Source organism: Azoarcus sp. CIB (assembly GCF_001190925.1).
Classification (GTDB): Bacteria; Pseudomonadota; Gammaproteobacteria; order Burkholderiales; family Rhodocyclaceae; genus Aromatoleum.
The window spans coordinates 2892911-2910497 of sequence record NZ_CP011072.1 but is presented as its reverse complement, the minus strand read 5'-3'; the positions used below and the strand labels follow the sequence as shown (position 1 = coordinate 2910497).

Annotated in this window: 17 protein-coding genes and 2 pseudogenes; 3 read left to right on the top strand and 16 right to left on the bottom strand. The window is 61.8% G+C overall.

All coding sequences use genetic code 11. The features are described 5' to 3' along the window. Positions 1-5 precede the first annotated feature (5 nt). Genes AzCIB_RS12855 through AzCIB_RS12840 form a run of 4 tightly spaced genes read right to left on the bottom strand, consistent with a single transcriptional unit; the run spans position 6 to position 6173 of the window. On the bottom strand, positions 6-1181 hold the full coding sequence (locus tag AzCIB_RS12855) for a restriction endonuclease subunit S (RefSeq protein WP_050416257.1): 1176 nt from the start codon (positions 1179-1181) through the stop codon (positions 6-8). Further along, positions 1174-2826, bottom strand: coding sequence for an HsdM family class I SAM-dependent methyltransferase (locus AzCIB_RS12850; protein ID WP_050416256.1), 1653 nt, complete (start codon positions 2824-2826; stop codon positions 1174-1176). The genes AzCIB_RS12855 and AzCIB_RS12850 overlap by 8 nt, the downstream gene beginning before the upstream one ends. Beyond that, the gene (locus AzCIB_RS12845; protein WP_050416255.1) at positions 2820-5948 is read right to left on the bottom strand and encodes a type I restriction endonuclease subunit R; all 3129 of its coding nucleotides are present in this window, start codon (positions 5946-5948) and stop codon (positions 2820-2822) included. Before AzCIB_RS12845 ends, AzCIB_RS12850 begins: the two co-directional genes overlap by 7 nt. Before the next feature lie 15 nt (positions 5949-5963). Next, a complete protein-coding gene (locus AzCIB_RS12840; protein ID WP_050416254.1) occupies positions 5964-6173 on the bottom strand; it encodes a helix-turn-helix domain-containing protein in 210 nt (69 codons plus the stop codon). Positions 6174-6589: 416 nt separating this feature from the next. On the opposite strand from AzCIB_RS12840, the pseudogene AzCIB_RS12835 reads away from it, so the two are divergent. Further along, positions 6590-6832: pseudogene (locus AzCIB_RS12835) on the top strand (transposase); the annotation flags it as partial. 30 nt (positions 6833-6862) lie between these two features. Here AzCIB_RS12835 and AzCIB_RS12830 read toward each other — a convergent pair. Continuing rightward, the gene (locus AzCIB_RS12830; protein WP_050416252.1) at positions 6863-7579 is read right to left on the bottom strand and encodes an SOS response-associated peptidase; all 717 of its coding nucleotides are present in this window, start codon (positions 7577-7579) and stop codon (positions 6863-6865) included. Positions 7580-7674: 95 nt separating this feature from the next. On the opposite strand from AzCIB_RS12830, the gene AzCIB_RS12825 reads away from it, so the two are divergent. Further along, on the top strand, positions 7675-7995 hold the full coding sequence (locus AzCIB_RS12825; protein WP_050416251.1) for a hypothetical protein: 321 nt from the start codon (positions 7675-7677) through the stop codon (positions 7993-7995). 30 nt (positions 7996-8025) lie between these two features. Next, on the top strand, positions 8026-8268 hold the full coding sequence (locus tag AzCIB_RS12820; protein WP_050416250.1) for a helix-turn-helix domain-containing protein: 243 nt from the start codon (positions 8026-8028) through the stop codon (positions 8266-8268). Positions 8269-8506: 238 nt separating this feature from the next. On the opposite strand, the gene AzCIB_RS12815 is transcribed toward AzCIB_RS12820, so the two are convergent. From AzCIB_RS12815 to AzCIB_RS12770, 11 genes and pseudogenes are all read right to left on the bottom strand, one after another. Then, positions 8507-9403 (bottom strand): putative bifunctional diguanylate cyclase/phosphodiesterase, encoded by an 897-nt coding sequence (locus AzCIB_RS12815; protein ID WP_083447014.1) that lies wholly within the window; start codon positions 9401-9403, stop codon positions 8507-8509. A gap of 429 nt (positions 9404-9832) precedes the next feature. Then, positions 9833-10066 (bottom strand): hypothetical protein, encoded by a 234-nt coding sequence (locus AzCIB_RS12810; protein WP_050416248.1) that lies wholly within the window; start codon positions 10064-10066, stop codon positions 9833-9835. 272 nt (positions 10067-10338) lie between these two features. Then, the gene (locus AzCIB_RS12805) at positions 10339-11241 is read right to left on the bottom strand and encodes a hypothetical protein (RefSeq protein ID WP_050416247.1); all 903 of its coding nucleotides are present in this window, start codon (positions 11239-11241) and stop codon (positions 10339-10341) included. Then, the gene (locus AzCIB_RS24245) at positions 11238-11702 is read right to left on the bottom strand and encodes a hypothetical protein (protein ID WP_157058496.1); all 465 of its coding nucleotides are present in this window, start codon (positions 11700-11702) and stop codon (positions 11238-11240) included. Before AzCIB_RS24245 ends, AzCIB_RS12805 begins: the two co-directional genes overlap by 4 nt. 937 nt (positions 11703-12639) lie before the next feature. Next, positions 12640-13363 (bottom strand): annotated as a pseudogene (locus AzCIB_RS12795) (JAB domain-containing protein). A gap of 241 nt (positions 13364-13604) precedes the next feature. After that, positions 13605-13838 (bottom strand): zinc finger domain-containing protein, encoded by a 234-nt coding sequence (locus tag AzCIB_RS24995; protein WP_083447013.1) that lies wholly within the window; start codon positions 13836-13838, stop codon positions 13605-13607. A gap of 17 nt (positions 13839-13855) precedes the next feature. Then, positions 13856-14488, bottom strand: a complete 633-nt coding sequence (locus tag AzCIB_RS12790) for a hypothetical protein (RefSeq protein WP_083447152.1) — start codon at positions 14486-14488, stop codon at positions 13856-13858. Between the two features lie 26 nt (positions 14489-14514). Then, positions 14515-15432, bottom strand: coding sequence for a transglycosylase SLT domain-containing protein (locus AzCIB_RS12785; protein ID WP_050416243.1), 918 nt, complete (start codon positions 15430-15432; stop codon positions 14515-14517). 10 nt (positions 15433-15442) lie between these two features. After that, positions 15443-16003 carry a hypothetical protein gene (locus AzCIB_RS12780; protein ID WP_050416242.1) on the bottom strand — a complete coding sequence of 187 codons (561 nt, stop codon included), beginning with the start codon at positions 16001-16003 and terminating at the stop codon, positions 15443-15445. Positions 16004-16013: 10 nt separating this feature from the next. After that, positions 16014-16553, bottom strand: coding sequence for a PFL_4695 family integrating conjugative element protein (locus AzCIB_RS12775; protein ID WP_157058495.1), 540 nt, complete (start codon positions 16551-16553; stop codon positions 16014-16016). A gap of 5 nt (positions 16554-16558) precedes the next feature. After that, a complete protein-coding gene (locus AzCIB_RS12770; protein WP_050416240.1) occupies positions 16559-17587 on the bottom strand; it encodes a TIGR03756 family integrating conjugative element protein in 1029 nt (342 codons plus the stop codon).

Sequence of the window (17587 nt, the reverse complement as noted above, 5' to 3'; positions counted from 1 at the left end):
CTCCTTCACGCTACCGTGACCTGGCCGTTCATCAGCAGGGGGAGAAGCCAGTCGCGGAGTTGGGCGAGTTGTTGGTTTTCTTTGGCATTGATCGTCATCCTTTTAAAGCAAGCGCTAACCATTTGCTCGTACTTCAACAAAATCTCTTCTTGTGGCAACGGCATGGAGAAAGTTTCTAGCGTGTTTGCGTCGATGCGCTTTCTTCCAGAGGTTCCTGTCATGTTGGAAATGGCAAACTGCCTGAAAGATGTCGATCTGCTCAACTGGGCAGCAAATGCGCTAAGCGTTTTGCTCTTGCCTCGTATCACAATGAATTCTGTCGAACCAAAACCAACTTCATTGTCCTTCAGCAGAGAAATCAGCGCTGTTTTCCCATTTTCCAAACAGGGCGTTATTCGTGCAACTACAACGTCTCCATTCTGAAATTTCATACCACCGGCAAATGCCTTGCACTCAGGTGCTTCAGTCATGAAGCCGGTTACTGGCAATGCGGCCATATCGATATAACTCGCTTCAGTGCCCAATGGCAGTGACAGGGACGGATTAAAGTCAAATAAATCGGACGCCAAGCCGGCACGCCACCCCGCCGGAATCTCCCGTTTCAGCGTGGCGTTGTAGACCATCTTGCCGCCGGAGGATTTATAGGGCTTGCCGTTGGCGTCGGGGAAGTCGAACTGCACGAACCAGTAGTCGTACAGCGTCTTTGCCATCGCCTCCAGCTCGGCGTTGATGCGGTTATTGGAGTCGATCTTGGCGTCGAGGGCTGAGAGGACGGCGGCGATTCTTTGCTGCTGATTTTTGTCGGTAACGACCGGTATCGCCATTTCATGCAACTCGTTCCGATTGACGCCGGGAACGGCGCTTTTGTCCGAAGTACGAATTCGACCAAGACAGGTCAGAAGGTAGTAGATGTACTTGGGGTCATTACCCTTGAAGGTGGTGACATAAAGCGCAGTATTGTGTGGCCAGTATTTGCCATCAACGTAATACATTTCCCCGAGCGTGCCGTATCGCCCTGTTACGACACCCGTGCCCTCAACCATGTATTCGTCGTGATAGCCAGTTATTCCAGCTGAGCTAATCACTGGATAGGGGCCTGGTCGGCGCTGATTTTCTGGAAGATCGTAGCCACGCTTGAGATTTATCAGATCACCAAGGCGTTTGGATGCGGCATTACTCATACCGCAATCCCGCCAACTGCTTCTTGATCTCCCGCTCCAGTCCCGCCGATTCCCTAAACAGCCCATCCAGCCTATAGGTAAAGCCCTGCATCTTTTCGGCAAACTGCGCCGGGGTCAGGTCGCTGTATTCGATCTTTACGTCAAAATACTGCCCGGCGCTCAGGCTGTAATTCTTGGCGGCGATGTCAGCGTAACTGACCACCACCGAGAAATCCTCTACGGCCTCTTTTGCATTGAAGGTAGCGATGATGCGGTCTTCTTCGGCTTCGGAGAGCAGGGTTTTCTGGTTCTTGCCGTCCTTGACCTTGGTGCCGAGGCTGGAGGCATCGATTAGCACCACGTTCTGCTGATTGCTGCGGTCGACGAACAAAATGGAGACATTTGTGCCGGTGGTGGCGAAGATGTTGCTGGGCATGGAGACGACGCCAGCGAGCATTTTGTTGTCCACCAGATGCTGGCGGATGCCTTTGTCGATGCCGCTTTGCGCGGTGATGAAGCCGGTCGGTACGACCACGGCCGCTTTGCCGCCGGGCTTGAGCGAATAGATGATGTGCTGCAGGAAGAGCTGGTAGATGGCCATTTTGTCCACGGCCTGCTTCGGGATATTGGGCACCCCGGCAAAGAAGCGTTCGCGGTGCTCTTTGCTGTCCAGCTCATTGCGGAAATCGCTGAAGTCCATCTTGAACGGCGGATTGCTGACGATGTAGTCGAACTTCTTGAGCGCGTTTTTTTGTCCCTGTCCCTGTGCCTCCCGGTGATAGGGGTGGAGCATGGTGTTGCCCTGGATGATGTTGGGGATGGAATGCACCAGGTTGTTCAGGATCAGGTTCAGGCGCAGCAGGCTGGAAGATTTTTGCGAGATGTCCTGCGAGTAGATGCTGCAGCGCTGCTCGCCGATGGCGTGGGCGATGTTCATCAGCAATGTGCCGGAACCGGCCGAGGGGTCATAGCAGCTCACATTGCTGATTTTGCCGCGCACAACTTCCGGCACGAGGATGGCGGCCATGATCTTGGCGACGGCGTGCGGGGTGTAGTACTCGGCGTATTTGCCGCCGCTGTCCTTGTTGTAGTCCTTGATCAGGTATTCAAACAGCGCGGCGTAGAAATCGTATTTTTCGTTAAAGATGCGCTCAAAGCTGAAGTCGCCCAGCTTGTTGATAATGGCGCGGCAAAAGGCATCGCGCTTTGACGGGTCGGTGATGAATTCGCTGACCCGGTCAAACAGCGTGATCTTGGCGCCGCCGTCGGTTTTGACGGCGAAGATGTCGTTGTTGGTGATGGCAATGTCGCGCAGGGTGTCGTCAAACAGTTTGGCGAATTCGGGCGCGGTTTGGCGGCTCCACAGGTGGGCGATGAAATGCTCGGGCTTCAGGCGGGCGGTATCCGGCCCCATCTGCATTTGCAGCATTTCCATGTCGTCGGCACTCATGGCCGCGATGGCTGCCTCCCAACTCGCAGCCTTGGCGAGTGCCGGCTGGATCTTCTTGGCCTCAAAGGCGAACTTGTCGTTGAGAAACTTGTAGAGGAAAACCTGGGTGATGATCTTGAATTCGTTGCCATCGTTGCCCAGGCCATAAGCGGCACAGATGGCCTTGAGGCTGTCGATCAGCTCGCGGGTGCGTTGTTCAAATTGCTGGCTTACCAAGGGTGTGCTCCAGTGTTACGACTGCCGCCCAAGCGGGCGCCTGCGGAAAATTCATGCATGTATTCGGCCACCACCAGCTGGTTGATGCTGCGGCTGGCGTCGGGGGTGAGTTTGATGTGCTGGCGGGTGGAGAACTCGCCGATGACGATGGGCTGCATCATCCGCTCGAAATAGCTTTCGTTATTGAGCAGTTGGGTGTTTTGCAGCACCTGTTCGTCGGCCTGCTGCTTGACGCCATTGAGGGCTTCAAACAGGCGGCGCTCGATTTCCGAGAACGCGCCGCGCTCATGCAGGCGCTTGTGAATGCGCGTGTATTTGGCATCGCCCTGGTATTTGGCGCGCAGCAGGTTGTTCTGGCGGTTCAGCTCTTTGACTTTGTCGTGAATCGCATTGAGCGCGCCGATGTTGGCGGTCATCTCTTCCTGGCTGACTTCGCTGAGTTTCTTTTTCTTGAACAGCCGTTTCAGCTCTTCGCGCAGGGTGACGAATTTGGGGTCTTGCTGGTCGAAATTGTCCGCCAGGGCTTCGCGCGTCTGGCGCAGGGTGTTTTTTAGCTGGTCGGCCAGGACCAGCTCTTCTTCCCTGATCTTGGCAAATTTGAAGATCACCTCTTCCAGGGCGACATTGAGCAGATTGCTGGTGTCGGTGGCCGATTCGATGGTTTCTTTCAGGTTGAGCAGATCGAGGTGGTTGCAGGTTTCGCGGTAGAGCTGACCCAGCTTGTGGAAATCGAGCTGCTGCAGTTGCTCGTAGTCGCCTTGCAGGCGGATCAGGTTGTAGAGATTGCGGGCATCGGCGAGCGCTTTTTTGAGTGCCAGCACGGTGGCACGATCTTGAATCTGGCTGAGTTGTTTTGAAAACTCTTCGGCGTTTTCGATATTGAAGCGGAACAGGATGTCCTTGATGGCTTCGATTTCTTGCTTGATTTCTTCGGCCGATTTGAACAGGTTGGAGTAGTGCTCGATCTCGTCGCCCAGCTCGGATTGCAATTCGTCAAAGTAGTCTCTATTGGTCTTGTCGAATTCCTTGCGGATGTCGGCAAAGTCCACCACGTAGCCGTAGCGGAAATCCTTGTAGGTGCGGTTGACGCGGGTGAGTGCCTGCAGCAGGTTATGCGCTTTGATGACACGGCCCAGGTAGAGTTTTTTCAGGCGCTTGGCGTCAAAGCCGGTGAGCAGCATGTTGTAGACAAACAGGAGATCGATCTTGCCGGCCTTGAAGTCTTCTACCCATTGCTTGCGCTCGTCCTTGCTGCCGATGTCGTGCAGGATCAGCGCGGCGTTCCTGACGCGGTTTTTCAGCAGGGTGCGGGCGGCGTAGCTGTCAGGCTGCGCCGCGGCGATCACGGTTTGCGCGGAGTCCTGAGCGGCATATGCGGGTGATGGCCGGGCGGCATAGACCGTATTGAAGATGTCGAACATCTGTTTGGCTTGATCGGCGCTGTCGCAGATTACCATGCCGCCGATGCTGGCATCGCCCAGCGCGCTGCGGCTTTTCTCGAAATCACTCACGATGTAATCGAGCATGGGCTCGACAAATTGCGGGTGCGAGTAGATCAGCTTGCGGTCGATATCGCCTTGCTGCAACTGGACGGCGGCGAGCGCCTCTTGCAGCGAGATTTTGTAGTTGGTGGCGATCTCCTCGCGGATCAGGCGCAGGGTGTAACCATCGGCAATGGAGGCGTTGTAGTAATACTTGTGGATGTAGTCGCCAAACAGGGCGCGCGAGTTGTAATCGTCACCCAGCAGCGGCGTGCCGGTGAGACCGATCTTGATGGCGTTGCGGTCGGACTGGCTGAGGTTGGCCAGAAAGCTGCCCTGCGGGTTGTAGCTGCGGTGCACTTCATCAAGAAAGTAGACGCGCTGGATGCTGAAGTCGTAATCCTCGGTGCGCACCACATCCGGGTCGTCCTGAAATTTCTGGATATTAACTACGGTGATTTCCGGCTTGCCGCTGTGGTTGTGCAGCACCTGCGTGGTTTTAATGTCGCGGGCAAAGGCTTCGCGGCTGTCGATGGTATGTACCACCAGACCGCGACAGGAAAATTCACGCTGCGCCTGCGTAGCCAGATCAAGCCGGTCGACGATGAAGTAAAACTTCGGAATCACCTCCTGGCGCTGGAAGTAATCAGTGAGGAATCGGGTGTTGTAATACGCCAGTGCGGTCTTGCCGCTGCCCTGGGTATGCCAGATGATGCCCTTGTTCACCCCGGCATCGAGTTTCTTCTTGATGGCCTTGGTGGCAAAGAGTTGGGGGTAGCGCATCACATGTTTGTGCAGGCCGTCGCTCTCGTTCACATAGACGAGCGCAAAGCGCAGCAGGAAGGACAGCCGCTCACGACTGAACAGGGAGGTGCAGATGCGGTTGGTTGGCGTATCTGGCGATTTGTTACTCAGAAACTCGGGGCTGTGCTTGATGACGTTGAGGTTGTTATCGCGCAGCACTTCGTTTTCGAGGGTGTCATCTTCCTCCGCCAAAAGCTGACTGAGGTCCAGCGTTTCTTCTTCGCGGAAATAGTTGAAGACGGGCGAGTCATAGGATGGGCTGGCATAAAACGCGCCTTCGATGGGCTGCGGCGAGCCGTCGTCGTACTCCATGTTGTTGGAGAAGACCATCAACTGCGCGATGTTGATGAAGCGCCGGAATTTTGGATTGCGGCTGCGCGTGATGATGCGGTTGCGCTCGGCCAGCACGCCTTCGCGATTGTTGGGCTTCTTGACCTCGATAAAGGCCAGCGGCATGCCGTTGATGAGCAAGGTGATGTCGGGCCGGAACTCATCGTCACCGTTCTTGCAGGTCAGTTCGGTAACGACGTGAAAGCTGTTGTTGTCGAAATTCTCGAAGTCGATCAGGCGGACGCCGGAACGCTCGGTAAGCCGGTCATAGAAGGCGTTGCCGAGGTCTTCGTTGTCCAGCAGTAGTTGGACGTCGGCCAGCAATCGGGTGACGTCTTCCGCATTCAAATCAGGGTTGATGCGGGCAATGGCTTCATTGAAAAGCGTGGGGAAGATATTGGTTTCTTCGTCCCAAACGGCATTCTTGAGCGAGTGGTAACTGTAGCCAAGCCGGACCAGATGCAGGATGCACGGAATTTTGACCCGTGCGTCTTCGCTGAAAATCATCTCAGCTGATCTCCCTTATTGTTCTTGCTGCACGGGGTTGCTTGAATCTTCATCCGCGCCACCCGTACGCACCCATTCATCGACCTCGGACAGCTGGAATTTCCACAGCCGGCCGATCTTGTGCGCGGGCAGGCCTTTGCGCTCGCGCCAGCGGTAGACGGTGTCTTTCACGACGCCCAGATGGCGGGCGACATCGATGGCAGTGACCCACGGTTCGGAATTCATGGTGATGGCGCTCAGCTTGTAGCCTGAAAGTCGTTCAAAATCGTCATCAGTCTAACAGAGGCCGGCTTTGGTGGCCTGTTGGACAAGTCCGACTTTCTGTGGGAGACGGAACGTTAATCACGCGGACATCAAAAAAACTGAATCGTCCCCGCTTTTCGTATTCAGGCAAGATCGTCAGCTTGAAAATGTAAACCTGCCATACGCTGCTTGGTAGCGGAATGGCCGCTCCGGCCGACGAGGAGGCAGTGGGCTCGCTGTCTCCGGGTACGCTGCCTGCTCGTCGGTTGCTGCCGGTGATCTTGGCTCTTGCGAAAGACCTGTGAAGTAAAGGGTTTTTGACGTTGGTTGGCAGATTTCGGCAGCGGGGAAGGACGCCGCCCAAACCGTTGCTGCTGGTCAACAACGCTCGGTGCCGAGCGCAGCGCAACCTGGAGCTGATGTGGCTCGTCGGGCGTCTGACGCCCGACTTCAATACCATCGCCTACTTCCGTAAGGACAATCCGAAGGGCATCCGTAGCGTCTGCCGCCAGTTCGTCGTGCAGTGCCGCGAACTGGAGCTCCTCATCGAAGCCGTGGTCGTGATCGACGGCAGCAAGTTCAAGGCAGTCAGTAACCGCGACCGCAACTTCACCAGCGCCAAGCTGCAACGGCTCATGGAGGCCTCGAAGTGAGCACCGCCGCGCGATTGGTCAGCTAGGAACGTCGGCCCGTTCGACCAGCCCCGGACCCTCCGTCCGGGGATTGCCGACCGCCCGACCAACGGGGTAAGCCTCCATGCGGTCCACGGGAAACTCGGCGGCCAGCTCGCGCACGAGCCCGGGGTCGGTGACGCCCGGATCAAGCCATGCCGTGTAGTCCTCGGGCTGGATGATCACCGGCATGCGGTCGTGAATCGACGCCATCAGCTCGTTCGCCGCTGTGGTCAGGATCGCGAACGTGAGCAGCGGGCCGTCTGGGCCCTCCCAGCGTTCGTGCAGCCCGCCGAAGCCGAACAGCGCCTCGCCGCCAGCCGGGCGAATGAAATACGGCTGCTTGCCACCCGCTGCTGGCTGCCACTCGTAGAAGCCGCACGCAGGCACGAGCACGCGGGACCGTCTGAACGCATCGCGGAACATCGGCTTTTCCGCCGCGGTTTCGATCTTCGCGTTGATGGGTTGAGAGAGCTTGCCGGGTTCCTTGATCCAGCGCGGCCGCAGACCCCAGCGCGCCGCGAGAATCTCTCGATGGCTGCCCAGTGCGCGGATCACTGGGGCGAACTGCGTCGGTGCAACGTTGTAACGGTCTGCCCAGGTGAACGGGCTCGGAGCATCGCGCGGAACGATCTCGAAGTCGTCGTAGTCGAGGTCGACGTTGAACTGCCTGCGGGCGCGCGAGATCGGTCCGTACAAGGCGTATCTGCCGCACATGGCTGGGCCCCAACTTGTTGTGGCAACGCGACCACCCTACACCGAAGGAGAGTCGGCAGCTAAACTATATGTTTGTACAGCTTAAAGCCACGTAGATGTTCGTTCGAATTCGCCGCCTTCGTCGTGCGGGCCGCCGCATTCCAGACCATGAGGCAGGGCACCCTGAGCATTGCGCCCAAGGCGACCTGCAGTCCTCCGCCGGGCGTTTCATCCTCACGCGGCATCTGTCAAACACGGAGCCGATTGACGTCCTTTACGACGCGCGCGTGATCGCCATCCAGAACGGTGTTGGCGGCATGCTCGTTCGCGGGTTCGAGCAAGCCGGCGACCGTGCAGTGTTACAGGAATGGGAGGTCCGGCCGCTCGAACAGATCATCGGGCCGGACGGACTGCAGCGGTGGAACTCGCCGAAGTAGAATATGCGCGTGGAACATTCGAGACGCGTCATGAAGCTCAAGAACTACTCCGGCAAAGACGTTCGCGAACTACGGCGCAAGGCGGGACTGAACCAAGCGCAGTTCTGGGCGCCGTTTCAAACCACGCAAAGTGGTGGGAGTCGGTACGAAGCCGGCCGCGACATCCCCGGCCCGGTGCAGGTACTCCTGAACCTCGCATTCGGCACCGAAGCGAAAGCCGCCACGATTCTCGGCGAACTGCGCGGGATAGCGAAGACGAAGAAGAGCTCGTGAGCGGGACCGCCGATTTCATCTTCGGCCTCGTCATCGCGATCAGCGACGGCGACACACTACCGTGCTCAGCGACGACCGCCAACAGGTCAAAGTGCGGCTTGCCGAGATTGACGCCGAAGTCAGAGTGATTGGTTGTCTCGATGACGGCGCGTGTGACCCCCTCCGCGATAACGGAGGCTGCACCTGAAGGGTCGGCGCGCAGCGCCAGCTTGTCGGTCGGCGTGTTCATTCAGATCCGCTATGGTTCGACGATCGTGTGCTGTCGGGGCGCGAGAAACGCGTCGTGGAACAGGGCCGGTGGCAGGCTTTTGCCAACCAGGTAGCCCTGGACCATGTCACAACCCATGATGCGCAGGAGTTCATGCTGAGCCGCCGTCTCGACGCCTTCCACGATGACGATCAGATCCAGTTCATGGGCGAGCGATATGATGTTTCGCACAATTGTCGAATCCGCGCGGTCGGCGAGATCGACGACGAAGCTTCGATCGATCTTCAGGATGCGGACCGGTATGCGCTTGAGGTAGCTTAGCGAGGAGTAGCCGGTGCCGAAGTCGTCGATGGCCAGCCGTATGCCCAGATGCGCGAGGCGGGCGACGTTCTCCCGCGCGCGATCGTTGGCGCGCATGCAAATGCTCTCGGTTATTTCGACTACCAGGTCATCGGGTCGCAGGTCGAATCGTTCGAGTGCGTTGGCGACCGTGTCGGCGATGTCGCGCCGGCGCAATTGCTCGACCGAGAAGTTGACCGCGACCCGCAGGTCATGGCCGGCGGCGTGCCACGCGTGAAGCTGCGCGCACGCGGTCTCAAGCACCCATTGTCCGATCTTGCCGATGAGTCCTTGGTCTTCCGCGACCGGGATGAAGGTGTTGGGGCGGATCATGCCGAGTTGGGGGTGCTGCCAGCGGATCAGCGCCTCGGCCGCCACCATGCGGCCAGTGCTTGCGTCGATCTCGGGCTGGTAGTGAAGGACGAACTCGTCATGCTCGACGGCGCGTCGGAGGTCTCGCCCGATCCGAAGGTGCGAGCGAGCCGTTGCGTCCGTGGCTTGATGGAGCCGGCGCGCGGGCCGGACGCTGCGCCGTTGATTCCAATTCCACCCATGCGGGTGTTCCGGGGGATTGCGTGTCGTGTGCATTGTTCCTCTCCGTGTCTCGGTTGCCGGTGGCCGAAAAATGTCTCGGCCGTGGTTCTTGGCTTTTCGACGTGTCGCAGCCAGGCACGGGGCGTGGAGGCGGGCGGACACCGATCGCGAAAGCGGAGCGACGCCAGGCGCGGAACGCCTGGACACTGTGCCGGCATGCGCCGGCCGCGAGGGATCCAACGAGACGAGGCAACCCGCCTAGGCGAGTCGCTCAGACAGCAGCGAAGGGAAAGCAAGAGGCGAAGCTGCTTCGAAGGGTCGAAGAGGCGTCGCTTAGCGAGGGGAGCGAGAGCAGGAAATGTCGACTGGACGGCTTTACGATAGTGCTTCAGTCGAATATCGGCAAGGCATTATTGCAGCATGCTGGCTGCGCGGGCGGTGTCGAGCGTTCCGGGCCAATCTGCCCGGAACGCCGCTTTCTGGTTAGAACGGTAGCTCTTCTTCGGCGATAGAGCCGGTGGGGCGCAGCAAGAGATGCTCATGGAACCAGCGCTGGTACTTTGCGAGCTCGTTTGCGAAGTAAGCGGAGCGGGGAAACACGAGTAGCAGCTCCTGGTAATGTGCGATGCGTTCGCGAAAACGGTCCTCCCAGTGGGTAAATGGAAGGTAGGCTTGGGGATCCTGCCCCGGCCTGTTGGCGGGTTCGTCGTGCCACATTTTGCGATCTCCCGGAGGGTAGGTGCTGGACGGGAGAACGCACGAGCCGCGACCGGGACGTGGATCATCCCGGAGGGGAAGTTGGATGCAACTGGGACGAAGACCCCGGGCTGATGCCGTACCTGTTTCAGGGGCTGACAGGTCGCGCGGCTACGAGGAGCCGGTGCTGGAGAATGTCATCCAATTGTGGTTCATGCCAGGCTGGCATTCAAGGATTAAGGATGGTCGGGGGGCGAGGGCGGCCTTCCTCGGAAAGGGCTGTTGATTCGTGGTTACCGCGTACCAGGGTCTGACCGGATGCGAGCGTTGGACGGGCTGGCGTGATTCGAGCAGTCGGCATGCACGCAGCCCTCTGTGTGGGCCGGCTCTTCGGCACAAGGGGAGGGCCGCGTCGAACCCATGCCGTTCATGCGCTCTTGCGCGGCGCGGAACATGCTGGCCTTGCGTTCCGCCACCGCGGCCTGCCGCCCTCGCTCATCGGCCGCGCGCTGCGCGTCGAGATTCGCCGCCTGGGCCCCCAGTTCGGCGAGGTGGGCCCGGAGGCGCTTGAGGCCGCGCGTCGCGGTCTCGCGGGCATCCTCCGGAACGTGGGCGAGCAGCTTCGCGTCGTCGTTGCCGATGAGCGACGCCACCACCGCGTCGCCGTCCGCCGGCGCGGGCAGCAAGGGCTGGACGGCCTCCTGTGTGATCCGCCCCGCCACGACGGCCGCAGAGAGCGTCGCCGCGCGCCGTTGCGGGTCATGGCCGAGCGACGCCCACCACCGGCATGGCAACCTCGCCTCGCGCGCCTCGCGCACCAGACGCTCGTACGCCTGGCAGAACGCCATGCGCGCCGCCACCTTGTCGCGCGCATCAAGGAGCGGCCTAGCCACCGCCAGCGCCTGCGTGATCTCGTCGGTCCATACCACGGTCGCGGCGTCGTCGTCCGCGGAAAGGGCGGTCGCCCACGCCTCCTCCGCGCCAGGGCGACTATCGAGCTCCGCGACCCGCTCGAGCACGGCGGCCACGGTCAGGCGACCCTTCAGTTCCTTGCGGCAACGCTCCAGGGCGCGCAGTACGTCGGCGTCGGGGTAGGCCGACAGGTCCGCATCCATGACCTTCAGTGCCGCCGCGGATAGCTCGGTCCCGGTCAGTTCGGCCGTCATGGCAATGGCCTTCAGCGTGTTCGCGCTCACAGTGACTCTCCTCGTTCGGCCAGCACCTCGGCGAGGGCGGCCATGGTGGTGCCGGCTCTGTCGGACTGGCGCGCCTTGCCGGCGGTCATGAGCCTTCCCGTCACCCACTCGGTGCGCAACTTCTCGGCGTCGCTCAGCAGGCAGCCGAAGTCGTGCATGCGGCCAACGTAGTAGCTCCCCGGGTGCTGCACGAACCACGCGGCAATCAAGGGTGATTCGTCGTAGCCGATGCGCTGCACGAACTGCTTCACCTGCGAACTGACCTTCTGGTTTCGAACTGGGGCGGCGCCGTAGCGGCCTGCATAGGCGTTCCGGTAGGCCGCCCAGGTCGTCCGGCACGCGGCCTGTAGGCGCGTCTCGCCGGCCGGATCCTGCTGGGGGGCTGGCGCCTTGGCGACAGCAGGGAGGCGTTCTGGCTCCGAACACGGCGCCGTCCCCCTGACGGTTAACTGGTGGTTCATTGGTGGTTCACTGACGGTTTGGCTCCCATGGGTGGGAGGCGTCTCGGGACACCCATGGGAGGCCTCCCCTCCCATGGGCGGGAGCCCTCCGCACCCCTGAGTGGGAGGGGTGACAACGACGGGAGGGGTGACATTGGGGGGAGGGGTGACATCGGCGGGAGGGGTGACACCGACGGGAGCCGTCTTTCGGGCTGCCGCCCCGTCCGCCAACCCCTTTAGCTTCGCGACGTTGAGCTGATACTGCTTGGTGGTGCCGGGCGCGCCACCATTGGCATGCCCGACCACCTTGAGGTATCCCTCCTCTTCAAAGCCGTGAATGATCCTACGGGCCTGCTTTTCCGACACACGGATCTTTTCCGCAACAGCTTTCATCGATGGGTGGAGGCTCCCGCCCTCGTCATTGCACCAGTCGGCGAGGGCGAGCATTGCCAGCATCTCGCTTCCGGACGCAGGGAAACCTTCCCACACGAGGGACATGACCTTGATGCTCACGAAGACGCTACCTCACCCGCGCGGGCCGTGGGTCGAGGAGGACAGCGCATCTCTTGATCGGCGTGAATCAAGCCGTCGAATTGACGCCCGGGATATGCTGCCTGTGATTCCTCCATGTGCTTTCCTCGCTGGCATTCGTGGTCCGAGATGGTCGATACATGCCAAGGCAGTCCGATGGCGATTGCATCGGCCGCGGGGCGGGGCATCAGGACGGGTCGAGGTCAGAGCGGCGGGAGGCGCCGGTCGACGAGCAAGGAAATGCGCAAGTGCCGCGCGAAGCGAGAGATCAAGAGCGTCCCCGCCGGGTCTCGAGTGGCGGCATTGCGCCTTCGAGACAGGACGAAAATACCGGCCAGACCGTGGTTTGGCAAGTGCAGGGGAATTCGCTGGCGAATTCCCCTGACGGATCGACGCCACGGCTACGGTGGCCGCAGGATAGGCAAGACTACAGGAGCCCCCGCTGGGCGAAGGACACGTCCGCAGTGCCTGCGATGACGAAGTGGTCGAGCACCTTCACATCGACCGTGGCGAGTGCCTCCCTCAGTTGCCGGGTCAGGAGCTCATCGGCCGTCGAAGGCTCCGACGCGCCCGACGGGTGCTGGTGCGAGAAGATCACGCCGGCTGCGCGAAGCTCGAGCGCTCGGCGCACGATCTCGCGGGGATAGACGCTGGTCTGGGTCAGCGTGCCGCGGAACGCCTCTTCGGCGCGGATAAGGTGGTTTCGGGCATTGAGGTACAGGACCACGAAGACCTCGTAGGGCAGCCCCTCGAAGAACGTCCGGAGGAACTGCCTGACGACATCAGGCGAGTCGAGGACGTTCCGGGTTGTCAGTTGCTCAGCGAAGCTGCGGTGCAGAACCTCGATCGCGCAGGCGAGCGCCTCCCATGCCGGGGTGCGCGGCTCCCGGGCAAGTTCGACGATCTTGCTCCAGGATCCATCGCAGTGCTCCCAGATGTCCTCGGCTTCGGGGCCGAAGAAGCGCTCGAGCAGTGCGGCATCCGCAAGGGACGTTTGAGAGGAAAAGAAGGACAACATCGGCGTCTCCTTGGAGAAATGCGGGGAGCGCCGTGTTCCCGCGGGAAAACAACTCCCCACGGGATTGACGAGAAACTGATCCTTGACCCCGAGCCCGAAGGCCGTTCCGGTTACAGGGGCTGACCGGACGCAACGCAGCCGCGCGGCTGGGCGTTGAAGACATGCTAGTTGGCGCGTGGCACGATTTCAATGTCGGACGGCACCCCTTGTGGCAGTGCGCGGCCTCTCCGAGCTCACGCCAATGCGAATCGCGCCGGCGCCAACGCGCTTGTCCACAGAAACTGGGGATAGAGCTGTGGATAAGTAGCGAAGGTCCTTTGCTGTCAGGGGCATGGCGCACAGTTCGACAAAGGTGCGAATGTGCCGAAATGCCGTTAGCCAGGAATTGAGCCTCGGCCGTTGCAGGACGGGCACAGCTGAAATTCTCTGCTCGTCTCGACGCCGTACCCGTGACATGCCCGGCAGGTGTCGGCGCCGAACCGCGGATCGTCGGTCGAGGAGCGCCGGTCGCGACCGGTGCCACCGCACGAGTGGCAAGTGCGCTCGCTCGCTACCTGGGTCTCGCCCGCACCGCGGCAGTGCGGGCAGGGCTGTTTGTCGTTGAGCATGGCGAGGCTCCAGACGGTTAGAAGGTGTTGTCGAGGCTTGAGCGGATCTTGGCTGGCAGATCCTGCCAGCCGGCCGGGTCATCGGTAGTGACGCAGTACTGGCCGGTGACGCGGGTGCCGGAGCCGTCGCGGGCGAGGTCGAGGCGCAGCTTGTACTGGCGCCGGCCGTCGGCCACGTCGGGCGAATGCACCACCTGTTCGAGGCGGTATAGGGCGCCGGGAGTGGTCTCGTGGAGATAACCCGCGATGTAGAGTCCCGCCTCGCCGGTTCCTGATTGAACCTTGGCCTGGTTCGGAGTAACGAAGCTGTACCGGCTCATCACCCGCGCATAAGTTGAATCGACGTCTCGGACGGAGCGTGTAGAGAATGGGTTGCACTCCACATTCTTGCGCCAGTTCCGATAGATCCTCTTGCCGAGGGTATCTTCGGGCGAGTCGGGATTCGTCATGGTCGGTGCGCTATGGTTCGACTGCTGTCGCATTCGCTCGCGCGTTTCGTCGGCCTCGCGTTTGGCTTGCTCCTCGCAGGCCTTGCGATCGGTAGCGCCCATGCACTTGGCGCCGAAGATCAGGCCGTCGAGCACGTCGGCGCGAGCGGGCTGTAGGGCCGCCACCAGAAGGAGGGCGGCCAGGTATGGCGTTCGTTTCATCATCGCCTCCATGGAAGTCATCAGACCTACATCATGATGAGCAGCACAATCCATGTCAGAACAATAGCGCGACCGACGTCGACCGCGAGATCCCGCTTTGTATCAAATCCCTCCGACAGGCCGCGCCACTTGGCGACGACGACCCATGCGATCCAGGTAACGAGGGCCATTGCCGCAATTCCGACCAGCAACTGCCGGACCTGCCCCATCTGGTAGCCGGTGGCGCCGAAGAAGCCTTGCGCGGCGGAGGTGTAGCCGGAGCTCGTGCCCTTCAGCAAGGCGGCGGAGCCTGTCCCAGCCGACGGCTTCAAGGGGGCAGGGGTATGGACATAGCCGCCAGGCGAGCCGCTCGTGGGTGTGGCGGCGAGGACCTCGGCGTAGCTCGGGGGCATGAAGGCCAGCGTATAGCCGGCAAACTGCCCCAGGTAGGAGACGAGCTTGGTGCCGTTGCCGTCGGCCGGATCGGTCGCTCCACCCGATTTCAGCCACTCTCCCACGGCACCAGCGCCCACGAGGTGTGCCGCAGCGACGAGACCCGACGCGGTGACGCGGATGCCATTGATCGTCGTCCCCAGGTAGCTTTCGGCGCCATGGACTTTCATGAGTGTGTTCCACACCTGCTCGTGGTAGGCGGTTACCGCCCGGACCTGGGCGTCGGGATTCGCGAGAAGATCGGCCAGTGAATTCACCCCGTACTTACCGGTGAAGCGGCCCGCCCAGTCGTTGGTCTTCGGTGTGCCGTCGCCCGCGTAGAGGCCTGCGTCCTGCAGGGCGGCTTCACCGAACTGAAAGAGGCCGACGTAACCGAACCGGTTGGTGACATCCGGGTTCATCCTGCTCTCCCGCTGCCCCAACGCCTTGAGGAAATCGGTGTATGCCACGCCGGCCCAGACGAGGCCGGCCAGCAGAAACAGGACGAATGCGAGCCGCATGCGGGCGTTCATGCCACGCCTCCTATTGGTTTGGGCACGGTGTCCCGTCGGGCCTGATGGAGCGCGCGTACCGGTACGCACCGTCTGCGGCGAGCCGCCACACCCCTTGGCACAACCCACGGCCGCCGACGGTCAGGTCGCGCCACCCCTGGGTCGTTGTTGGCAGCACGCGGTAGGCGGCCGCCGTGACGTCGAGGCGCTGGCTCCAGCGCCCGTCGAGGCGTTTGGCGAACAGCCAGACGCTGCTGCCCGTCATCCCCGACGTGCAGGTATTGCCGGCGACAACGAAGACCTCGGGGCCGCCGTCGCCGTTCAGGTCTTCGAGGGTCACCTCGGGATGCATCGCCGTTTCGCAGCCGGGGAGGCTGCTCACGACGACGCCATTGCGCAGGGCGAGAGGCGTGAGGGCCGCGAGCTCGGCCCGGTCTGTTTGAGACAACCCGGCAGGCGGCACCGCGGCGAAGAGCGCGGCGGCAAGCGTCTGTAACTCGCCGTGCGACGTGTCTGCGGCCAGCGGCACGCCCGAATAGGCGAGGGCAAAGCCGATGGCAAGCCCCTGCGGGAGGTTGCTTCTCTGACTCATGGTGTGCCTCCTACTGCGAAATCGCCCCGTCGGCGCCGATGAGGACGGGCCAGACGTGAATCCCGGCCGCCTCGAGGAGCGCATCGGCCGACATGGGCACCATGTTCAGGTCGACCGAGGTCCGCAGGCGCAGGAAATCCTCCGGGGTGCCCACCGACGCGACGATTCCCCGCGCGCCCATCCGACGCAATGCGTCCGCGTTGCGTTGCAGCCAGTCGAGGGAGGCCGGGTCGTCGCCGACGATGAAGACGGGCTGCCCGGGTCCGCCCGGCAGCTTGCTGGGCATTGGGTTCTGCAGCAACCGACCGGGCCCCGCGCGGATCGAGACCACCGGGAAGAGCTGAGGCGGCTGTGGTTGCGCCGGCATTTGGGGTACCGGCTCGGCAGTCGCGTCGCGGGAGTCGTCGGCGAACGGCTCGAGGTATGGCGCGAGCGGCATGCCTCCGGCGTCGTGGATGACGGTGGGCGGCCGGCTGGCAAGGGGGGCCGCCGACCAGGACGGCGCGGCGAGAAGAACGGCCAGCATGGGGATGAAACGGATCGGATTCATCGCATTCACCACAAGCCGAACTGGATGCTGCCGAGAAAGATCTGGCCGCGCACCCGGCAGCAGGCGTACGGACGCCACAGCGTGTAGGCGTAGCTTCCGGAACGGGTGGTCATGGCGTCGCCGTAGGAGACTGGGCTCGCAGTGTCATTGAGCCCGAAGACGTGGCAGGGTGTGGGGAGCGCGACGTTCATCTGCCACAGGCCACCCATGGGATCGTTTTCCCGCGCCGGCGGCGGATCCCATACCAGCTGACCGCGCCGGCGCCGCGTGCCGCCCGAGGCGACGTAGGCGTAGACGTGCGGTTGCGCCGGCCGGGTGATGAAATCGGCGATGCGCTGCGACAGGACCGCGGCGGCCTTGACCTCGTGCTGCTGCACCACCTCGCCGGTGCGCGGATAGAGGTTGCCCCAGGTGTTGAGCGGCCAGGCGCCGACCTCGCGCATGCCCGGCACCCAGGAGGCAGGAAGCAGGAGCTCTGCTGGCAGATAAGAACGCCACACGGCCGCGTCCAGGGTCGATTGGTAGTAGGGCACGAAGGGAGTCACGGCCGAGGGGCAGGTGACGAGGTCGGGCAGTCCAGCCGCGGGATGGCCGATGACATCCGCGTCGCGGAAGCGCCGCTGCTTGTCTGTGCGATCGGTCTGCGAGTGGGTTCCGGCGCTGTCGGCCAGATCGATGCCGAGCAGTGTCCCGAGGAGGCCTTGGCTCGCGGCCGCGAGCGGGATGCCAAGCTCGGGCCAGGGGTGCGTGGTTACATCATGGTAGGTGCTCACTACCAGGTCGGGGGCGAAGTGGCTGAAGCGGGTGGATGTCCTGATGGAACAGCCGGTGGGCGTGCACTGCAACCAGTAGCAGATCCCCGACACATGCCAAGCAGCGCAGGCCGGGTAGCTTGCGACTGCCTGGGCGAGGAGGGCAGCGGTGGTGGTGATCTCCACAGCGCCCGACTGGGGCGCGCAGGTGACGAGGCAGGCGGCCAGGAGCGCGTGCAGACGCGGCGCCGCGGCCGACCGGGTGACGGAATATGCGTACAT

Coding starts and splice junctions, on each gene's coding strand:
- AzCIB_RS12855 (WP_050416257.1), bottom strand. CDS start 1,181: ATGAGTAATGCCGCATCCAAACGCCTTGGTGATCTGATAAATCTCAAG.
- AzCIB_RS12845 (WP_050416255.1), bottom strand. CDS start 5,948: ATGATTTTCAGCGAAGACGCACGGGTCAAAATTCCGTGCATCCTGCAT.
- AzCIB_RS12840 (WP_050416254.1), bottom strand. CDS start 6,173: ATGAATTCCGAACCGTGGGTCACTGCCATCGATGTCGCCCGCCATCTG.
- AzCIB_RS12830 (WP_050416252.1), bottom strand. CDS start 7,579: ATGTGCGGCAGATACGCCTTGTACGGACCGATCTCGCGCGCCCGCAGG.
- AzCIB_RS12825 (WP_050416251.1), top strand. CDS start 7,675: ATGTTCGTTCGAATTCGCCGCCTTCGTCGTGCGGGCCGCCGCATTCCA.
- AzCIB_RS12820 (WP_050416250.1), top strand. CDS start 8,026: ATGAAGCTCAAGAACTACTCCGGCAAAGACGTTCGCGAACTACGGCGC.
- AzCIB_RS12815 (WP_083447014.1), bottom strand. CDS start 9,403: ATGCACACGACACGCAATCCCCCGGAACACCCGCATGGGTGGAATTGG.
- AzCIB_RS12810 (WP_050416248.1), bottom strand. CDS start 10,066: ATGTGGCACGACGAACCCGCCAACAGGCCGGGGCAGGATCCCCAAGCC.
- AzCIB_RS24245 (WP_157058496.1), bottom strand. CDS start 11,702: ATGAACCACCAGTTAACCGTCAGGGGGACGGCGCCGTGTTCGGAGCCA.
- AzCIB_RS24995 (WP_083447013.1), bottom strand. CDS start 13,838: ATGCTCAACGACAAACAGCCCTGCCCGCACTGCCGCGGTGCGGGCGAG.
- AzCIB_RS12790 (WP_083447152.1), bottom strand. CDS start 14,488: ATGAAACGAACGCCATACCTGGCCGCCCTCCTTCTGGTGGCGGCCCTA.
- AzCIB_RS12785 (WP_050416243.1), bottom strand. CDS start 15,432: ATGAACGCCCGCATGCGGCTCGCATTCGTCCTGTTTCTGCTGGCCGGC.
- AzCIB_RS12780 (WP_050416242.1), bottom strand. CDS start 16,003: ATGAGTCAGAGAAGCAACCTCCCGCAGGGGCTTGCCATCGGCTTTGCC.
- AzCIB_RS12775 (WP_157058495.1), bottom strand. CDS start 16,553: ATGAATCCGATCCGTTTCATCCCCATGCTGGCCGTTCTTCTCGCCGCG.
- AzCIB_RS12770 (WP_050416240.1), bottom strand. CDS start 17,587: ATGTACGCATATTCCGTCACCCGGTCGGCCGCGGCGCCGCGTCTGCAC.